The organism is Aeromonas bivalvium (assembly GCF_000819765.1).
GTDB lineage: Bacteria > Pseudomonadota > Gammaproteobacteria > Enterobacterales > Aeromonadaceae > Aeromonas > Aeromonas bivalvium.
The window spans coordinates 49,263-65,554 of record NZ_CDBT01000041.1 but is presented as its reverse complement, the minus strand read 5'-3'; the positions used below and the strand labels follow the sequence as shown (position 1 = coordinate 65,554).

Below are 16,292 nucleotides of genomic sequence, written 5' to 3'. Positions count from 1 at the left end.
GGTGGTTTTTTTGTATCCGGTATCTGGCTTAGCTGTTGTTGTTCACGAACAGGGTCAGCTCCTGGCCCGGCTTGATATAGCCGCTCTTGTCGAGCTGATTCCAGCGCATCACATCCACCACGGCGACCTGGAACCGGGCGGCGATGGAGGAGAGGGAGTCGCCCCGACGCACCTGATAGACCATGGACTTGTCGCGGCTGGCAGTGCTCTTGGGCCAGATCACCAGCTGCATGCCAGGCTTGAGGGCCGACTTGGCATTGAGGCCGTTCCACTTTGCCAGTTCGCCATGGGTCACCCCATGGGCGCGGCTGATGTTCCAGAGGGTGTCTCCCGAACGCACCTTGTAGTGGCGCTTGCTGCCAGTGGCGGCGGCGATCCGGGTCGGTTTGCTCTGGGGCTGGCGCACGGCCGGGGCGGCAGCCACCGGCTTGCCATCGCTTGGGATCGCCAGGGTCTGACCACGGCGCAGGGTATTGCCGCGCAGGTTGTTGGCCACCTTGAGCTGGTTGACGCTGACCCCGTTCTGCATGGCGATCCGTGACAGGGTGTCACCAGAGACCACTCGATAGGAGCGAGTCGGGATGCGCTCACGCTTGGGCAGGTCTGCCAGGGCCAGCTCCAGGCTGTCGGCGTACTCCACCGGCACCAGCAGGCGGTAAGGCCCCCTGGGAGAAGTGGTCCAACGGCTCAGGGCCGGATTGACCTCCTTGAGATCGGCCGGACGCAGGCCGGCGAGCTGGGCCGCCACGTGGAGATCTATCTGCCCCTCGGTATTGACGACCCGCAGCCTGGGCTCGTTGGCCAGGGTGGGCAGGGTCACGTTGTACTTCTCGGGGTTGCTCAGCACATCGGCCATGGCGAGCACCTTGGGCACATACATGCGGGTCTCGCGGGGCAGATCCAGCGACCAGTAATCGGTGGGACGTCCCCGCTTCTGGTTGCGCAATATGGCATTGCGCACCCGACCTTCGCCTGCGTTGTAGGCAGCGATGGTCTGCAACCAGTCACCGTCGAAGAAACGGTTCAGGTATTCGAAGTAGTCGAGGGCGGCATTGGTGGAGGCGAGCACGTCGCGGCGCCCGTCATACCAGCTGTCATGGCGCAGGCCGAAGTTACGACCCGTCTGGGGCACGAACTGCCACAGGCCGACCGCGTTGCTGCGCGAGCGGGCATGGGGATCGAACATGCTCTCTATCATGGGGATGGTCACCAGCTCCATTGGCAGCCCGCGCCGTTCGATCTCCTCGACGATAAGGTAGAGGTAGGGTTCAGCACGACTGGCAATGGTGGCCAGATGATTGTCACTGCGTAAAATCGTTGCCCGCTGTTGGCGGATGCGCTGGTTATCGGGGAAATCCAGTTGCATGTCATCGCTGATACGCACCCAGAGGTTACCCGTATCAGTGCTCTCGTCCAGCTGTTCATCATTGAACAGAAAACGGGAGGCATGCTTTTTATGCAGTTTTTTGCTGACTTGTGGGGACTTGATCGGCTCACTTGCCGTTAGCGCCCGGTCATCCTGATGGCTCAGGTTTTGGCATCCACTGAGGATCAGCGTCGCCAATAAGGCCGTTCGTAACTTCATCTCACGCAGGTCATCTTGGTAGAAAATCAGCACGCATCATATGCGGCAAAATCAGACCGATCAAGGTTTGTTCAAAAAGTGTCCTTCCAGCGCCTGAGCACGGCGAAGGTATCTACTGGATTTTCCAAGCATTTCATCCCGTGCTTTTCAGCAGAAAATTTTACGTTTGGCTCATCGCAGCGCAGAAAAACGTTGAATGCCCGCTCGTCGCCGAGGCGGGTTGGCAGACTCGGAAGGCCCTGCTGGCGCAGCTTGCTGACCTGACCTATCCGCGCGTGCAGCGCCGGGTTGTCTGGTTCCACCGCCAGGCAAAAACGCAGGTTGGCCAGGGTATATTCATGGGCGCAATAGACTTGAGTGTCATCTGGCAATGCCGCCAGACGCATCAGGGAGTCGTGCATCTGGGCCGGGGTTCCTTCGAACATGCGACCACAGCCAGCGGAGAAGAGGGTGTCGCCACAAAACAGCATGCCGTCGCCATGGTAGGCGATATGACCCAGGGTGTGGCCGGGCACATGCATGACGGTGAGGGTAAGACCGTGCCAGCCTATCTTGTCCCCTTCGTCGAGCCACTGGCCGTGCTGATCGGGCAGAGGGTTCAGCTTGGGACCATAAAGCCGTGCCTTGGGGTAGCGTTTGAGCAGGGCATCGACCCCGCCGACATGGTCGTGATGGTGATGGGTGAGCAGGATGGCATCGAGCTCGAGCCCCAGCTCGTCGAGGCGGGTCTGCACGGGGGCCGCGTCACCCGGGTCGACCACCAGGCAATGGTTTTCGTGTCGGATCAACCATATATAGTTGTCATTGAAAGCGGGTATCGTGATCACTGGATACATGGCACAGGCCTCTTTATGTTCTCTTAATGAAGGGGATCTTATATAACTGGAGGGCGTGTCACCCATGTTCCCGAGGTTGAGTCCTATTATGCAGCTGGCCCGTACCGAACAACAGCTTGCGATCCCGACCAGTTGGGCCGAGATCCCGCTGGGGGACTGGGTCGCTGCCGAAATACAGGAGCGACTCGACAGCTGGTGCCCCCAGCTGTTCGGCTATCACCTGCTCAAGATAGGCAGCCTGAGCGCCGAACTCTCCTGCGGCCACTCCCGCATCCGTCATCAGATTGGTCTGGCCCGGGCGGGACGGCTGCTCGACTGCATCGGGGATCCTCTGGCGTTGCCTGTCAGGGAGAACTGCGTCGATGCCTGCCTGCTGGCCCATGTGCTCGACTTCAGCCCGGATCCCCATCAGGTGCTGCGTGAGGCCGAGCGGGTGCTGACCGACGATGGCTGGCTGATCCTGAGCGGTTACAATCCCCTGAGCCTGGCAGGGCTGGGTCATCTGCTGCCCTGGTACCGGCACAGACTGCCCTGGTCGGCGCGCATGTTCAGTCCGGCCAGGGTCACCGACTGGCTGCAGCTGCTGGGGTTTGAGGTGATGCATGATGACAGGTTTGGCTATGCCATGATGGGGCCGCGCAGCCGCATCGGCTGGTGGCGGGAGAGCCTGGGTCGGGATCACCTGCGCCCGTTCGCCTCCGTCTATGTGATCGCCGCCCGCAAGCGGCGCTTCCCCTTGATCCCGGTGCGTCAATCCTGGTCCTTGACCAGGCAGGTGACGGCGTCCGGCATGGCCCGTCAGGGCTGGTAGCCAGTGTCTTCGGCCAGCTGCTTGCCGCTGGCGGCATCCCGGGCCAGCTCGTCGCAGCGTTCGTTCTCCGGGTGGCCCGAGTGTCCCTTGACCCAGAGCCACTCTATCTGATGGCGAGCCACCTCGGCATCGAGCTGTTTCCACAGATCCACATTCTTGACCGGCTGACGGCTGGCGGTCATCCAGCCCTTCTTCTTCCAGCCGATGATCCACTGGGTGATGCCCTGACGCACATACTGGCTGTCGGTGGTGAGTCGTACCTGGCAGGGCTCGCTCAGGGTGCGCAGCCCGACGATGGCGGCCATCAGCTCCATGCGATTGTTGGTGGTCAGGCGATAACCGCCCGCCAGCTCCTTGCGGTGCTTGCCATAAACCATGACGGCGCCATAGCCGCCCGGGCCCGGATTACCGAGGCAGGAACCATCCGTATATAAATCAATCTGTTTCAACATGAGCAATCAATCTGTTTTAACATGAGGCTTGGGGTAAACTAGCGAGCAAAACCGAAGTTTGACATAGATTGGAACATGAACACAGCCCAAGCCAACCGCCAGATCATTCTGGATACTGAAACCACCGGCATGAACTTTGGCGGCGGCCCGCACTATCTGGGTCACCGCATCATAGAGATCGGCTGCGTGGAGGTGATCAACCGCCGTCTGACCGGCAATCACTATCATGTCTACCTCAAGCCGGATCGGCTGGTGGACCCCGAGGCCATCCGGGTTCATGGCATCACGGACGCCTTCCTGGCGGACAAGCCCATGTTCAGCCAGGTGGCGGACGAGTTCATCGACTTTATTCGCGGCGCCGAACTGGTGGCCCACAATGCCCCCTTCGACGTGGGCTTCATGGATTACGAGTTCAGCAAGCTGGGTCTCTCCCTCAAGACCGCGGACATCTGCACCATCACGGATACCCTGGCGCTGGCGCGGGATCTCTTTCCCGGCAAGCGCAACAACCTCGATACCCTGTGCGATCGCTACGGCATAGACAACTCTCATCGGACACTGCACGGCGCCTTGCTCGATGCGGAGATACTGGCGGACGTCTACCTGCTGATGACGGGCGGTCAGACCAAGCTCAATCTGGCGGCCGAGAGCGGGGATGACAACAACAAGGACACCGGCATTCGTCGGCTCGACAGCAACCGGCCTGCTCTCAAGGTGATCCGGGCGAGTGCCGAGACCCAGGAGTGCCATGAAAGCCGACTGGATCTGGTTCAGAAGAAGGGAGGCAGCTGCCTGTGGCGTCAGTGAGAAGCGGAGTCGGGATCGGCGTGGCGCTCTGGCTGCTGGCGGGCGCCATGCCGTTCAGCGCCCAGGCCAGCGAGGTGTTTGGCCCCTCCGATGTGCCCTTGCTCGATAATCGCTTTCGCATCGATTACGGGGTAAAGGAGATCTCCTTCATCATCAAGCGCCAACCCGGCACGCCTTCGGTGATCCTGGTGCGCCCTGATGGCAGCAAGCTCTATGCCGGTCGGGTGCAGTCGCCCGAGGTGGGCTGGCTCTCCCTCGACGATCAGGATGTGATCACCATACGCCACCCCATGGCGGGGCCCTGGCAGGCCATAGGCGCGGTGGATCCCGCCAACCGGGTGCGGCTGCTCAGCAACGTGCAGCTGGAGATGCAGCCCCTGCCGCAGCGGCTCTATCAGGGAGAGTACCTCAAGCTCGGGGCCCGGCTGCGCATCGATGGCGCCGTGCCAGACCGCTCTTACTATCTGACCGACCTTGGCATGACGGTGCGCCTGCAGGCGTTCAACGATCCGCAGCAACAGGGGGAGCCGGTGTTCGAGACCGAGCTCGGTCGTTACCTCGACGATGGCAAGGGGCTCGACGAGGTGCCGGCCGATGGCATGCTCACCGCCGAGGCAAAGCTGGATGCCCCCGCAGGCAAGTATCGGGCCCTCATCAGCACGGGCAATCAGGTGTTCGTGCGGGCGCGGGGCCAGGAGGTGCTGCTCTATCCGCTGCCGGTGGGATACCGGGTGCAGAGCCAGGGGGAGCGACAGGGCCCGAGTCTGGTATTGCAGATAGACGAGGATGAGCTGGATCCGGCCAGCGTCGCCATCAGGGGGGAGGTGACCAGCAACACCGGAGCCCACACCCCCTTCACGGGCCAGGGAGGGGAAGGGGAGTTGAAGGTGGATCTCTCCCGGCTGACCCAGGTGGGCAAATACAGGGTCAGCGCCGAGCTGTTTGCCACCAGCCGCAGCGGCCGCGAGCTGCGCATCGCCCTGCCGGAGAAGTCGTTTGACATCTATCCGGCCCTGGCCCCCGAGCCCCTTGCCCCTGTGGTGAGCGAGGCGGTGGCCGCCCCGGCATTTGAAGAGGATCCTGGCACCCCCTTGTGGGTCTGGCTGAGCGCAGGTCTCGGGATCCTGGCCCTGGTGCTGGCCGGGATGGGCTTCATGTTGTGGCAGAAGCGGCGGGCGTTCAAGCGGGCCATGGCGGCCCAGCAGGCGGCCGAGAGCAAGCCAGAGCCCGTGCTGGATCTCAACCTGCCCGAGCAGTAAAGCCCGGCACCTTGCAGTAAAGACGAAGCCGCCGTCCCCTGGGGACGGCGGCTTCGTTGTCATGGGCATGGCGGCCCTGGCTAACGGGCGCCGATGAAGGGATCCCGGTAGGCGTCGCGAATGGCCAGGAAGCCGTCAAGGTTGGCCATCATCAGATCGACCAGCTGAGGATCGAAATGCTCCCCCCGCTCCCGGCGGATGAGCGCGAGCACCTCATCCAGCGGCCAGGCCTGCTTGTAGCAGCGATCCGAACCCAGGGCATCGAACACGTCCGCCAGGGCGACGATGCGCCCCACCAGGGGGATGGCGTCCCCGGCCAGGCCCCTGGGATAGCCGCTGCCGTTCCACTTCTCATGATGGTTGCCGGCGATGGTGGCGCCAATCTGGAACAGGGCCAGCTTGCTGCCGCTCAGCATGTCGTGGCCGAGCTGGGCATGGGTCTTCATGATCTCCCACTCCGCCGGCTCCAGCTTGCCTGGCTTGTGCAAGATGGCATCGGGAATGCCGACCTTGCCGATGTCGTGCAGGGGGGAGGCACGCTTGATGAGCTCGCTCTGCTCCTCATCCATGCCCAGCAGCTGACAGAACAGCTCGGTATAGAGGGCCACCCGCTTGACGTGCAGGCCCGACTCCTTGGAGCGCGATTCCACCAGTTCACCGATGCGGTAGATGATCTCGCGTTCGTTGTCGGCGAGCAGCTCGTTGAGCCGGATGTTTTCCAGCGCCACTATGATGTTTTCGGTAAACAGGCTGAGCAGGCCCGTGTCCATCTGGCTCAAGGGCCGGTGGGCCTCGATGTGAAACAGCAGGTGATGGCTGCGATTCTGGCAATAGAGCACCATCTCGTGGCCCTGGTAGATGTTGGCCGAACGGCTCATGGCCTCCTGCAAAATGGCGGGCGCGTCGTGCAGCCGTATCGGCTCCTTGCCGGGCAAGAGCGGCACCAGCATCTGATCCTTGAGCTCATAGGTGGACTGTCTGACGTTGTAGATCTGCGACTCTTCCAGGTTGAGCAGGGTGCAGAGCTGGGCCTGGGCCCCCTCGACGAACTGGCGCAGGGCCAGCTTGTCGAAGATGCCCTTGGAGGCCTGGATGACCTTCTCCAACCCCTGGCGATGGCTCTCGAGGGCGCAGATGTCGCGATAGGAGCGAAGGCTGGCGCGCAGCAGGGTGCGCAGCTTCTGGGAGGTGAGCTCCGTCTTGTCCTTGTAATCGTTGATGTCGTAGTTGTTGACCACGTCATCTTCCGGCGCCTGGCCCGGCTGGCCGGTGCGAAGCACGATGCGCACCAGCTTGTTGTGGCACACCTCGCGGGCGTAGCGCACCACCTCCAGGCCGGCGTCGTCCGCTTCCATCACCACGTCCAGCAGCAGCAGGGCCACGTCCGGGTGCTGATCGAGCAGGCTCTTGGCGTCGGCGGCCGAGTAGGCATCCAGGAAAGCGATGGGTTTGCCATCGAACTCAAATTTGTTCAGGGTGAGCTTGGTGATGCGATGAACTTCCGGTTCGTCGTCTACTATCATCACCTTCCAGCCTGTCTGCTGTTTATCCTGAAGAGGCATCAGCTCGTCATCGATAATCAGGATGTCATCATCCATATCCGGATCCTGTGTTTCACCTTCTGCCTACCTTAACCGCTTCGCCTGGGTTAGGAAACTCATTGAAATACAAATAGCGAACTCGATCGGCTTCGGCCGGGCGGGGCGGACTGGGCCCGTGATGGGGGAGAGGGACAGGCCGGGGGCGAGGGGCCGCAATGGGGATAAAAAAAACGCCTCCCGATGGGAGGCGTGGGTGTCGTCAGCTGCCGGCTCATGCCGCCCTGTGATAGGCGGATGCCTCGAACAGCGCCTTGTTGGCCACCAGTTCGATGGGATCGAAGTCATCGACGTTGATGGTGCGCAGACGACTCGCCTCGGCGCGGCGCAGCAGGTCGGCCTCGCTCTGGTTGATGACCCCCAGTGCCAGGCCGGCGTCCGCCACCTGGTCGAGCTGGGTGAAGGGGCGCTTGCTGCCCTCTGCCTTGCACACTTTGTCAAACAGCGGCTCGGCGGCCAGCACGTCGTCGAGTGCCTGCTCCAGCAACCCGAAGGGGTTACCCTCTTCGCGGGTAAGGTACTGGCCTTCGGCCAGACGGCTGCGGGTGGCGCTCGGCACTTGCAGCAGACGGGCCACCTGGCTGTCGAGCTTGTCGGAGGGACGCTTCAGGTCGCGGCCAAGCGGCAACACGATGACGCGCAGGGCCAGGCCAATCCAGCGGTTCGGGAAGTTGCGCAGCAACTCGTCGATGGCCTCTTGCGCCTTGAACAGGGCATCTTGCAGCGCCCAGTGCAGCAGCGGCAGATCCGCCTGCTGGCGACCCTCGTCATCGAAGCGCTTGAGGGCACTGGAGGCGAGGTAGAGCTGGCTCAATACGTCGCCCAGACGCGCGGAGACCCGCTCCTTGCGCTTGAGCTCGCCCCCCAGGGTCCCCATGGCCATGTCGGACAGGAAGGCCAGGTTGGCGGAGAGTCGGGTCAGCTGCTGATAGTAGCCGCGGGTGGCGTCCTTGAAGGGAGAGCCGGCGATGCGCGCTCCCGTGATGCCCAGGCTGAAGCTGCGCACCAGGTTGCTGACCGCGAAACCGACGTGGCGGAACATCGCCTTGTCGAAGTCCTTGAGTCCCTGCTCCTTGTCCGGATGGCTGGCGGCCAGCATCTCGGGCAGGACGTAAGGGTGGCAGCGGATGGCGCCCTGACCGTAGATGATCATGCTGCGGGTCAGGATATTGGCCCCTTCCACCGTCACTGCGATGGGGGCACCCTGGTAGCCGCGGGCCAGGTAGTTGTTCGGGCCCATGCAGATGGCCTTGCCGCCGTGGATGTCCATGGCATCTATGATGCACTTCTGGGCACGGTCGGTGAGGTGATACTTGACGATGGCGGAGATGACCGACGGCTTCTCGCCGAGATCGATGCCGGTCACAGTCAGTTTGGCGGCGGCGCCCATGATGTAGGCGTTGCCCCCCAGGCGAGCCAGGGGCTCTTCAATGCCTTCCATCTTGCCGATGGGCAGCTTGAACTGGCGACGGATGCGGCTGTAGGCACCGGTGGCCAGGGCCAGCATCTTGACGCCGCCCGTGCTGTTGGAGGGCAGGGTGATGCCGCGACCGACCGACAGGCACTCCACCAGCATGCGCCAGCCCTGACCGGCCATGGCCGGGCCGCCGATGATGAAGTCCAGCGGCACGAACACATCCTTGCCCCGGGTCGGACCGTTCTGGAACGGCACATTGAGGGGGAAGTGGCGACGGCCTATCTCGACCCCGTCGATGTCGGTGGGGATCAGGGCGCAGGTGATGCCGAGCTCCTCTTCCTCGCCCAGCAGGTGATCCGGGTCGCGCAGCTTGAAGGCCAGCCCCAGCACGGTAGCGATGGGGGCGAGGGTGATGTAGCGCTTGTTCCAGGTCAGGCGCATGCCTAGCACCTCTTCCCCTTCCCATTCGCCCTTGCAAACGATGCCGAAGTCGGGGATGGAGCCCGCGTCCGAGCCCGCTTCCGGGCTGGTCAGGGCGAAGCAGGGGATCTCCTTGCCGACCGCCAGGCGGGGCAGGTAGTGGTCTTTCTGCTCTTCGGTGCCGTAGTGTTGCAGCAGCTCGCCCGGCCCTAAGGAGTTGGGCACGCCGACGGTGGAGGCGAGCACGGCGCTGGCGCCGCACAGCTTTTGCAGCACGCAGGACTGGGCGTAGGCGGAGAACTCCAGGCCACCGTACTTCTTCTTGATGATCATGGCGAAGAACTTGTGGTCCTTGAGGTACTGCCACACCTCGGGGGAGAGATCCGCCCGCTCGTGGGTCACTTCCCAGTCATCGACCATGCGGCACACTTCTTCCACCGGGCCGTCCATGAAGGCCTGCTCTTCGGCGGACAGAGTGCTGACCGGAATGGCGTGCAGTTTCTTCCAGTTCGGGTTGCCGGCAAACAAGTCCGCTTCCCACCAGGTGGTGCCCGCTTCGATGGCTTCCTTCTCGGTGCGGGACATCTCAGGCATGATGGATTTATAGAGTCGAAACAGCGGTTTGGTCAGCTGGCTTCGGCGAAAATCCATTAGGTTGAGGGGCAGGGCTATCAGGGCGAACAGGGCCCAGACCAGCAGGGGCACATGACCAAACAGGGTGCCGAGCACCAGGGCGGCCAGGGTTGTCAGGGTCGAGATAAACAGGGACACCCGGCGATAAGCCAGGGCGCCGATAACCAGGATCACCCCAAGCAGAGTGAGGGTCGTCGTCATTGCTTGCTCCTTGCGTGATGTAATGCCAAATTGGCTTAACTCATCCAGAGGTCTGACCTGTTGGATATAGCCTCTGTTGTAATCCATGGGCAAAAAATTATCAAGCCGTTTACAAGCTCGTTACCTTGGCGATGTGAGCGCCATAACGCAATTTGACGCAGCCACTGCCTGGCCGGGGGCGACTCCTTGCCCTGCTTGTGCGAGAATGGCCGCGACGACATTTTGGAAGAGATATCATGTACCAAGACTTGATCCGCAATGAACTGACCGAGGCGGCTGGTGTGCTGCAGGCATTCCTGGCCGATGAGCAGAATCTGAAAAATATCGAGACGGCTGCCCGCTTGCTGGCTGACTCCTTCAAGCAAGAGGGCAAGGTGCTCTCCTGTGGCAACGGTGGCTCCCATTGCGATGCCATGCACTTTGCCGAGGAGCTGACCGGCCGCTACCGCGAGAATCGTCCCGGTTATCCCGGCATCGCCATCTCGGATCCCAGCCACCTCTCCTGCGTCTCCAACGACTTTGGCTATGACCATGTCTTCTCCCGCTATGTGGAGGCGGTCGGCCGTCGTGGCGACGTGCTGCTCGGCATCTCCACCAGCGGCAACTCCGGCAACATCCTCAAGGCCATCGAGGCGGCCCATGCCAAGGGCATGAAGGTGATCGCCCTGACCGGCAAGGATGGCGGCAAGATGGCGGGCCTGGCCGATGTCGAGATCCGGGTGCCCCATTTCGGCTACGCCGACCGCATTCAGGAGATCCATATCAAGGTGATCCACATCCTGATCCAGCTGGTCGAAAAAGAGATGGCCGAGTAAGGGCGGACGCCATGCCGCAACCGCTGAGTCCGACGTTGCCCGGGTGGAGAGGGGAAGAACATGTGTGAACTGCTCGGCATGAGTGCCAATGTGCCGACCGATATCTGCTTCAGCTTCACCGGGCTGATGCTGAGGGGCGGCAAGACGGGGCCCCACAAGGATGGCTGGGGCATCACCTTCTACGAGGGAAAGGGGTGTCGCACCTTCAAGGATCCGCAGCCCAGCGCCGAGTCCCCCATCGCCAGGCTGGTACAGGCGCTGCCCATCAAGAGCCGCGCCGTGGTGAGCCATATCCGCCAGGCGAACCGGGGCTGCGTCTCGCTGGAGAACACCCATCCCTTTACCCGGGAGCTGTGGGGCCGCAACTGGACCTTCGCCCACAACGGCCAGCTCACCGGCTACAAGAAGCTGGCGACCGGGCGACACAGGCCCATTGGCGACACCGACAGCGAGCACGCCTTCTGCTGGCTGCTTGACAGGCTGGAGCACAAATACCCCCGTCGCCCCGCCAACTTCCCGGCCATGTTCCGCCATCTGGCAAGCCTGTGCGACGAGCTGCGCGGCCTGGGGGTGTTCAACATGCTGCTCTCCGATGGGGAGTACGTGATGACCTATTGCAGCAACAATCTGCACTGGCTCACCCGGCGGGCTCCCTTCGGCGAGGCGCGCCTGCTCGACGAGGATGTGGCCATCGATTTTCAGAGCGAAACCACGCCCAACGACGTGGTCACCCTGATTGCGACCCGGCCCCTGACCGGCAACGAATCCTGGCAGCCCATGGTGGCGGGGGAGCATTGCCTGTTCCGTCTCGGCGAGCTGGTGTCGCGGGGCGGTGCCGGCATCGTCTGAGGGCGTCAGGTAAAACGTCACCCAATAAAAGAGGGAGGCCCATGGGCCTCCCTCTTGCTTTCCTGCTGCCTGCGCGCGGCTCAGGCCTCGTCGCTGGCATGGCCAGCCGGGCCCAGCAGGGCGTCATCGAGCCAGGCGCCCTCGCCATCGCAGCGCAGCCGTCCCTGACAGAACCACTGCACCACCAAGGGGTAGAGGCTGTGCTCCTGGGCCTGGACCCGGGCAGCGACATCCGCTGCCTCGTCTTCCGGGAAGATGGGCACCCGGGCCTGCAATACCACGGGGCCGCCATCCAGCTCTTCGGTGACGAAGTGGACGCTGGCACCGTGCTCGTCATCACCGGCATCAATGGCGCGCTGGTGGGTGTGCAATCCCTGGTATTTCGGCAGCAACGAGGGATGGATGTTGAGCATCCGCCCCTGATAGTGACGCACCAGGTCCCCGGTCAGGATCCGCATAAAGCCGGCCAGCACGATGAGATCGGGCTGGTGGCTGTCGATGCGGGCCATCAGGGCGGCATCATAGGCCTCTCGGCTGTCGAAGCCCTGGTGGGACAGCACCTCGGTTGCCACCCCGGCCTGCTCGGCCCGTACCAGACCATAGGCATCGGCCTTGTTGCTGATGACGGCCACAACCTGGCCGTCGATCCTGCCCTGGGCGCAGCCATCCAGGATGGCCTGCAGGTTGCTGCCGCTGCCGGAGATCAGCACCAGAATACGGGTCATGGGACGGCTCATCGGATGATGACCTGCTCCTCACCATCGGCCGCCTTGGCGATGTGGCCGATGTGCCAGGCGTGCTCGCCCTCAGCCTTGAGCAGGGTCAGTGCCTTGTCCAGCTCGCTGGCGGGCAGGGCAATGATCATGCCGACGCCGCAGTTGAAGGTCCGGTACATCTCGTGGCGGGTGACGTTGCCGGCCTGCTGCAGCCAGCTGAACACCGCCGGCCACTGCCAGCTCTGCTCGTCGATCACCGCCTGGGTATTGGCGGGCAGCACGCGGGGGATGTTCTCCCAGAAGCCGCCACCTGTGATGTGGGACAGGGCGTGGATCTCGCACTCCTTGATGAGCTTGAGCACGGGTTTCACATAGATGCGGGTCGGCTCCAGCAGGGCATTGGCCAGGGTGGTCTCACCCAGGGGCTGATGCACGTCCGCCTGGGAGACTTCCAGGATCTTGCGCACCAGGGAGAAACCGTTGGAGTGGGGGCCGCTGGCGGCCAGGGCGATCAGGGCATCCCCTTCGCCGACCTTGCTGCCGTCGATGATCTCGCTCTTCTCGACCACGCCGACGCAGAAACCGGCGATGTCGTAGTCTTCCCCTTCATACATGCCCGGCATCTCGGCGGTCTCGCCGCCCACCAGGGCGCAGCCGGACTGTTCGCAGCCGGTGCCGATGCCGGTGACCACGGCGGCGGCCGTGTCCACGTCCAGCTTGCCGGTGGCATAGTAGTCGAGGAAGAAGAGGGGTTCTGCGCCTTGCACTATCAGGTCATTGACGCACATGGCCACCAGATCGATGCCCACGGTGTCATGTTTCTTCAGGTCGATGGCCAGGCGCAGCTTGGTGCCCACCCCATCGGTACCGGAAACCAGTACCGGCTCCTTGTAGCCCGCAGGAATTTGACACAGGGCCCCAAAGCCGCCAAGACCACCAAGGACTTCAGGACGACGAGTGCGCTTGGACACGCCCTTGATGCGTTCAACCAGTGCGTTGCCGGCATCGATATCAACGCCAGCATCCTTGTAGCTCAGTGAGGTTTTGTCAGTCACGCGAGTAGTCCCCGTCATGTATAGAGGTGGAGGGTAAAATTCGGGGCGTATTCTACCAGCCGGGGCCGAAAACCTGAAAGGAAATCGTTTGCGCGTTTTTACCGGGAAATGCTCTACAGATGGCGCTTTTTGTTGTATGATTCCGCGATTTTTCTTGCGGCAGTTAGAGGAGATAATAATGAAGGTCATCGAAGCCAAGCACCCCCTGGTCAAGCACAAGATTGGTCTGATGCGCGAAGGCGATATCAGCACCAAACGCTTCCGTGAATTGGCCAAGGAGGTCGGCAGCCTGCTGACTTATGAAGCCACCTCTGACTTTGAAACCGAGAAGGTCACCATCGACGGCTGGAACGGCCCGGTGGAAGTCGACCAGATCAAGGGCAAGAAGGTCACCGTCGTGCCCATCCTGCGTGCCGGTCTGGGCATGATGGACGGCGTGCTCGAGCACATGCCGAGCGCCCGGGTCAGTGTGGTCGGCATCTACCGCGATGAAGAGACCCTGCAGCCGGTGCCCTACTTCGAGAAGATCGTCAGCAACATCGAGGAGCGTCTGGCCCTGGTCATCGATCCCATGCTGGCCACCGGCGGCTCCATGATCGCCACCATTGACCTGCTCAAGAAGAAGGGCTGCCACTCCATCAAGGTGCTGGTGCTGGTCGCGGCGCCGGAAGGGCTCAAGGCCCTGGAAGCGGCCCACCCGGACGTGGAGGTCTACTGCGCCGCCATCGATGATGGCCTGAACGAGAAGGGCTATATCGTCCCGGGTCTGGGGGATGCCGGGGACAAGATCTTCGGCACCAAGTAAGCCCAGGCGCATTCCCGCGCCATTTGCGAAGCCGACCTCAGGGTCGGCTTCGTCGTTTGCGGCGCGCCTTTGGTCTTGTCAGTCTCATTGCGGACGCCCGGCTTGCTGGCGGGCGTGGCTTGCCGCTACCATGGCGCTATTCCATCTTTGCCAGAGAGTCCTTGCCCATGTCCAAATTCCTGCTCGCCTGTTGTGGTGCCCTGTTTGCCTGCGCCGTGGGAGCCGCCCAGCTCGATGACCTCTATCAGGGGATGGCGCCCACCAGCGGCGACATGCAGGCGGCCCAGGGTCAGGCCCTGGCCCAGGTGCTGATCAAGGTGAGCGGCAAGCGCGACATAGTGGACAAGCCCGAGGTGGTCAAGGCGCTGGCGGATCCCAAGGCCTTCGTGCAGCGCTATGGCTATCAGGATGAGGGGGAGGTGAAGCTGCTCAAGGCGAACTTCATCCCGGCCAAGGTCAATGCCCTGATCGCGGGCAGCGATTACGCCCTGCTGGGCCCGGCCCGGCCGCAACTGGCACTCTGGCTGGTGGAAGATGGCGCCGAGCGGCGCATCATCTCGGATCAGTCCGGCGATGGCTGGTCAACGGCACTGCGCAGCCAGGCCCGGGTGCTGGGGCTGCCGGTCAGCATTCCGCTGATGGATCTGGATGACAGCATGGCGGTGAGCGCCACCGATGTCTGGGGCCGTTTTGCCGGTCCCATCCTCAAGGCCAGCCAGCGCTACGGTGCCGAGATGGTGGTGCTGGGCCAGCTGGCGGCCAAGGAGGAGGGATGGAACCTGACCTGGACCCTCTATGGTCCCAAGTCGGGCGCGGCCGAACCCTTGACCCGGGGGGAGGCGCAAGGCTCCCGGGAGGAGGTGGCCAGCCAGCTTGTCGACGGCCTGGCCGCCTGGCTGGTAGAGCAGTACGGCGCCCGCCTGGGGGCGACCAGCTCGACCCAGACCCTGCTGGTGGAAGGGGTGCAGGGCATAGATGAGATGATCAGCCTGCAGAAGCTGCTGCAGGGCATGGCCAGTGTCAGCCAGGTCACCATAGGCCAGCTCGATGGGGACAAGGTGAACTTCTCTCTCACCTTGCAGGGGGAGCAGGCCGATCTCGTCCGCAGCCTGGAGCTGGAGCCCAGGTTGCAGCCTCTGCCTGCCGAGGGAAGCCTGCGCTACCAATGGTCGCAGCGCTGACCCAGAGGCCGCCGGACGTGGGCCCGGCGGTTCTCTATCGGGCCGGGCGATGTTACACTAGCCCGCAAATGTCACAGTCAAAGCCCAACGAGTGAAGCAACCGGCCCAACTGTCTTTAGCCGTACAACTCCCGGATGATGAAACCTTCGTCAGTTTCTATCCCGGCAACAACGCCCATCTGATCACGGCCCTCAAGAATGCCGCCATCGGTCAGGGTGCGCCTTTCCTCTATTTCTGGGGCGCCAAGGGGTCGGGCCGCTCTCACCTGCTCCATGCTACCTGCGCCGAGGTCAATGCCCGGGACGCCGCCGCAGCCTACCTCTCCCTCGACCAGTTCGAGCAACTCGACCCCAGCATGCTCGATGCCCTGGAGAGCCTGCCCCTGGTCTGCCTCGACAGTCTGGAGGCCATCGCCGGCAACGCGCTGTGGGAGCGGGCCCTGTTCGATTTTTACAATCGCTGGCAGGAGAAGGGGGAAGGAACCCTGGTGGTCACCGGCTGCAGCGCACCGCGCAAGCTGGGGCTGCAACTGCCGGATCTCGCCTCCCGCCTCGATTGGGGGGTGAGTTTCCACCTCGACGAGCTCGACGACGAAGGCAAGCTCAGTGCCCTGCAACTGCGGGCCGAGCTGCGTGGCTTCAAGCTGCCCATCGACGTGGGCCGTTTTCTGCTCAATCGCCTGTCCCGGGACATGCGCACCCTGCTCACCACCCTCAATCAGCTCGACAATGCCTCCTTTCGCGCCAAGCGCAAGCTCACCATCCCCTTTGTCAAAGAGATCCTCGAACTCTGAGCCCACGGTGATTACCTGTCTGTGTCGCCTCCTTGAGGGGCGAGCAAAAAGAAACCCCG

General features: G+C 62.8%; 15 protein-coding genes. 8 read left to right on the top strand and 7 right to left on the bottom strand.

Annotation, left to right across the window (positions count from 1 at the left end; genetic code table 11):
* Positions 1 to 28: 28 nt before the first annotated feature.
* Positions 29 to 1,585 carry a lytic transglycosylase gene (locus BN1119_RS12430; RefSeq protein ID WP_041998331.1) on the bottom strand — a complete coding sequence of 519 codons (1,557 nt, stop codon included), beginning with the start codon at positions 1,583 to 1,585 and terminating at the stop codon, positions 29 to 31.
* 71 nt (positions 1,586 to 1,656) lie between these two features.
* Positions 1,657 to 2,421 carry a hydroxyacylglutathione hydrolase gene (gene gloB, locus BN1119_RS12425; RefSeq protein WP_041998299.1) on the bottom strand — a complete coding sequence of 255 codons (765 nt, stop codon included), beginning with the start codon at positions 2,419 to 2,421 and terminating at the stop codon, positions 1,657 to 1,659.
* Between the two features lie 88 nt (positions 2,422 to 2,509).
* Between gloB and BN1119_RS12420 the strand changes: the two genes are divergently transcribed.
* Positions 2,510 to 3,232, top strand: coding sequence for a class I SAM-dependent methyltransferase (locus BN1119_RS12420; protein ID WP_041998297.1), 723 nt, complete (start codon positions 2,510 to 2,512; stop codon positions 3,230 to 3,232).
* On the opposite strand, the gene rnhA is transcribed toward BN1119_RS12420, so the two are convergent.
* Positions 3,220 to 3,684, bottom strand: a complete 465-nt coding sequence (gene rnhA / locus BN1119_RS12415; protein WP_041998295.1) for a ribonuclease HI — start codon at positions 3,682 to 3,684, stop codon at positions 3,220 to 3,222. The genes BN1119_RS12420 and rnhA overlap by 13 nt on opposite strands.
* Positions 3,685 to 3,759: 75 nt before the next feature.
* Between rnhA and dnaQ the strand changes: the two genes are divergently transcribed.
* The gene (gene dnaQ / locus BN1119_RS12410) at positions 3,760 to 4,491 is read left to right on the top strand and encodes a DNA polymerase III subunit epsilon (RefSeq protein WP_041998293.1); all 732 of its coding nucleotides are present in this window, start codon (positions 3,760 to 3,762) and stop codon (positions 4,489 to 4,491) included.
* Positions 4,492 to 4,538: 47 nt separating this feature from the next.
* Positions 4,539 to 5,750: a TIGR03503 family protein gene (locus BN1119_RS12405; RefSeq protein WP_041998329.1), complete on the top strand. Its 1,212-nt coding sequence runs from the start codon at positions 4,539 to 4,541 to the stop codon at positions 5,748 to 5,750.
* Between the two features lie 80 nt (positions 5,751 to 5,830).
* On the opposite strand, the gene BN1119_RS12400 is transcribed toward BN1119_RS12405, so the two are convergent.
* The gene (locus tag BN1119_RS12400) at positions 5,831 to 7,348 is read right to left on the bottom strand and encodes an HD domain-containing phosphohydrolase (protein WP_041998291.1); all 1,518 of its coding nucleotides are present in this window, start codon (positions 7,346 to 7,348) and stop codon (positions 5,831 to 5,833) included.
* 214 nt (positions 7,349 to 7,562) lie between these two features.
* Positions 7,563 to 10,019 (bottom strand): acyl-CoA dehydrogenase FadE, encoded by a 2,457-nt coding sequence (gene fadE, locus BN1119_RS12395; protein WP_041998289.1) that lies wholly within the window; start codon positions 10,017 to 10,019, stop codon positions 7,563 to 7,565.
* A gap of 236 nt (positions 10,020 to 10,255) precedes the next feature.
* Between fadE and lpcA the strand changes: the two genes are divergently transcribed.
* Positions 10,256 to 10,834, top strand: coding sequence for a D-sedoheptulose 7-phosphate isomerase (lpcA, locus tag BN1119_RS12390; RefSeq protein ID WP_041998287.1), 579 nt, complete (start codon positions 10,256 to 10,258; stop codon positions 10,832 to 10,834).
* Between the two features lie 60 nt (positions 10,835 to 10,894).
* Positions 10,895 to 11,683, top strand: coding sequence for a class II glutamine amidotransferase (locus tag BN1119_RS12385; RefSeq protein ID WP_041998285.1), 789 nt, complete (start codon positions 10,895 to 10,897; stop codon positions 11,681 to 11,683).
* 80 nt (positions 11,684 to 11,763) lie between these two features.
* Here BN1119_RS12385 and purN read toward each other — a convergent pair whose 3' ends face one another.
* Together purN and purM are read right to left on the bottom strand one after the other, a co-directional pair.
* Positions 11,764 to 12,408, bottom strand: coding sequence for a phosphoribosylglycinamide formyltransferase (gene purN / locus BN1119_RS12380; RefSeq protein ID WP_041998284.1), 645 nt, complete (start codon positions 12,406 to 12,408; stop codon positions 11,764 to 11,766).
* 8 nt (positions 12,409 to 12,416) lie between these two features.
* On the bottom strand, positions 12,417 to 13,454 hold the full coding sequence (gene purM, locus BN1119_RS12375; RefSeq protein WP_084205446.1) for a phosphoribosylformylglycinamidine cyclo-ligase: 1,038 nt from the start codon (positions 13,452 to 13,454) through the stop codon (positions 12,417 to 12,419).
* 178 nt (positions 13,455 to 13,632) lie between these two features.
* Here purM and upp point away from each other — a divergent pair, with 178 nt between their 5' ends.
* The 3 genes from upp to hda all read left to right on the top strand — a co-directional run bounded on the left by upp (position 13,633) and on the right by hda (position 16,233).
* Positions 13,633 to 14,259, top strand: a complete 627-nt coding sequence (gene upp / locus BN1119_RS12370) for a uracil phosphoribosyltransferase (RefSeq protein WP_041998280.1) — start codon at positions 13,633 to 13,635, stop codon at positions 14,257 to 14,259.
* A gap of 167 nt (positions 14,260 to 14,426) precedes the next feature.
* The gene (locus BN1119_RS12365; RefSeq protein ID WP_041998278.1) at positions 14,427 to 15,440 is read left to right on the top strand and encodes a DUF2066 domain-containing protein; all 1,014 of its coding nucleotides are present in this window, start codon (positions 14,427 to 14,429) and stop codon (positions 15,438 to 15,440) included.
* 91 nt (positions 15,441 to 15,531) lie between these two features.
* Entirely contained in the window at positions 15,532 to 16,233 is a 702-nt protein-coding gene (hda, locus tag BN1119_RS12360; RefSeq protein WP_041998276.1) for a DnaA inactivator Hda, read from the top strand.
* The last annotated feature ends 59 nt before the right edge of the window (positions 16,234 to 16,292 follow it).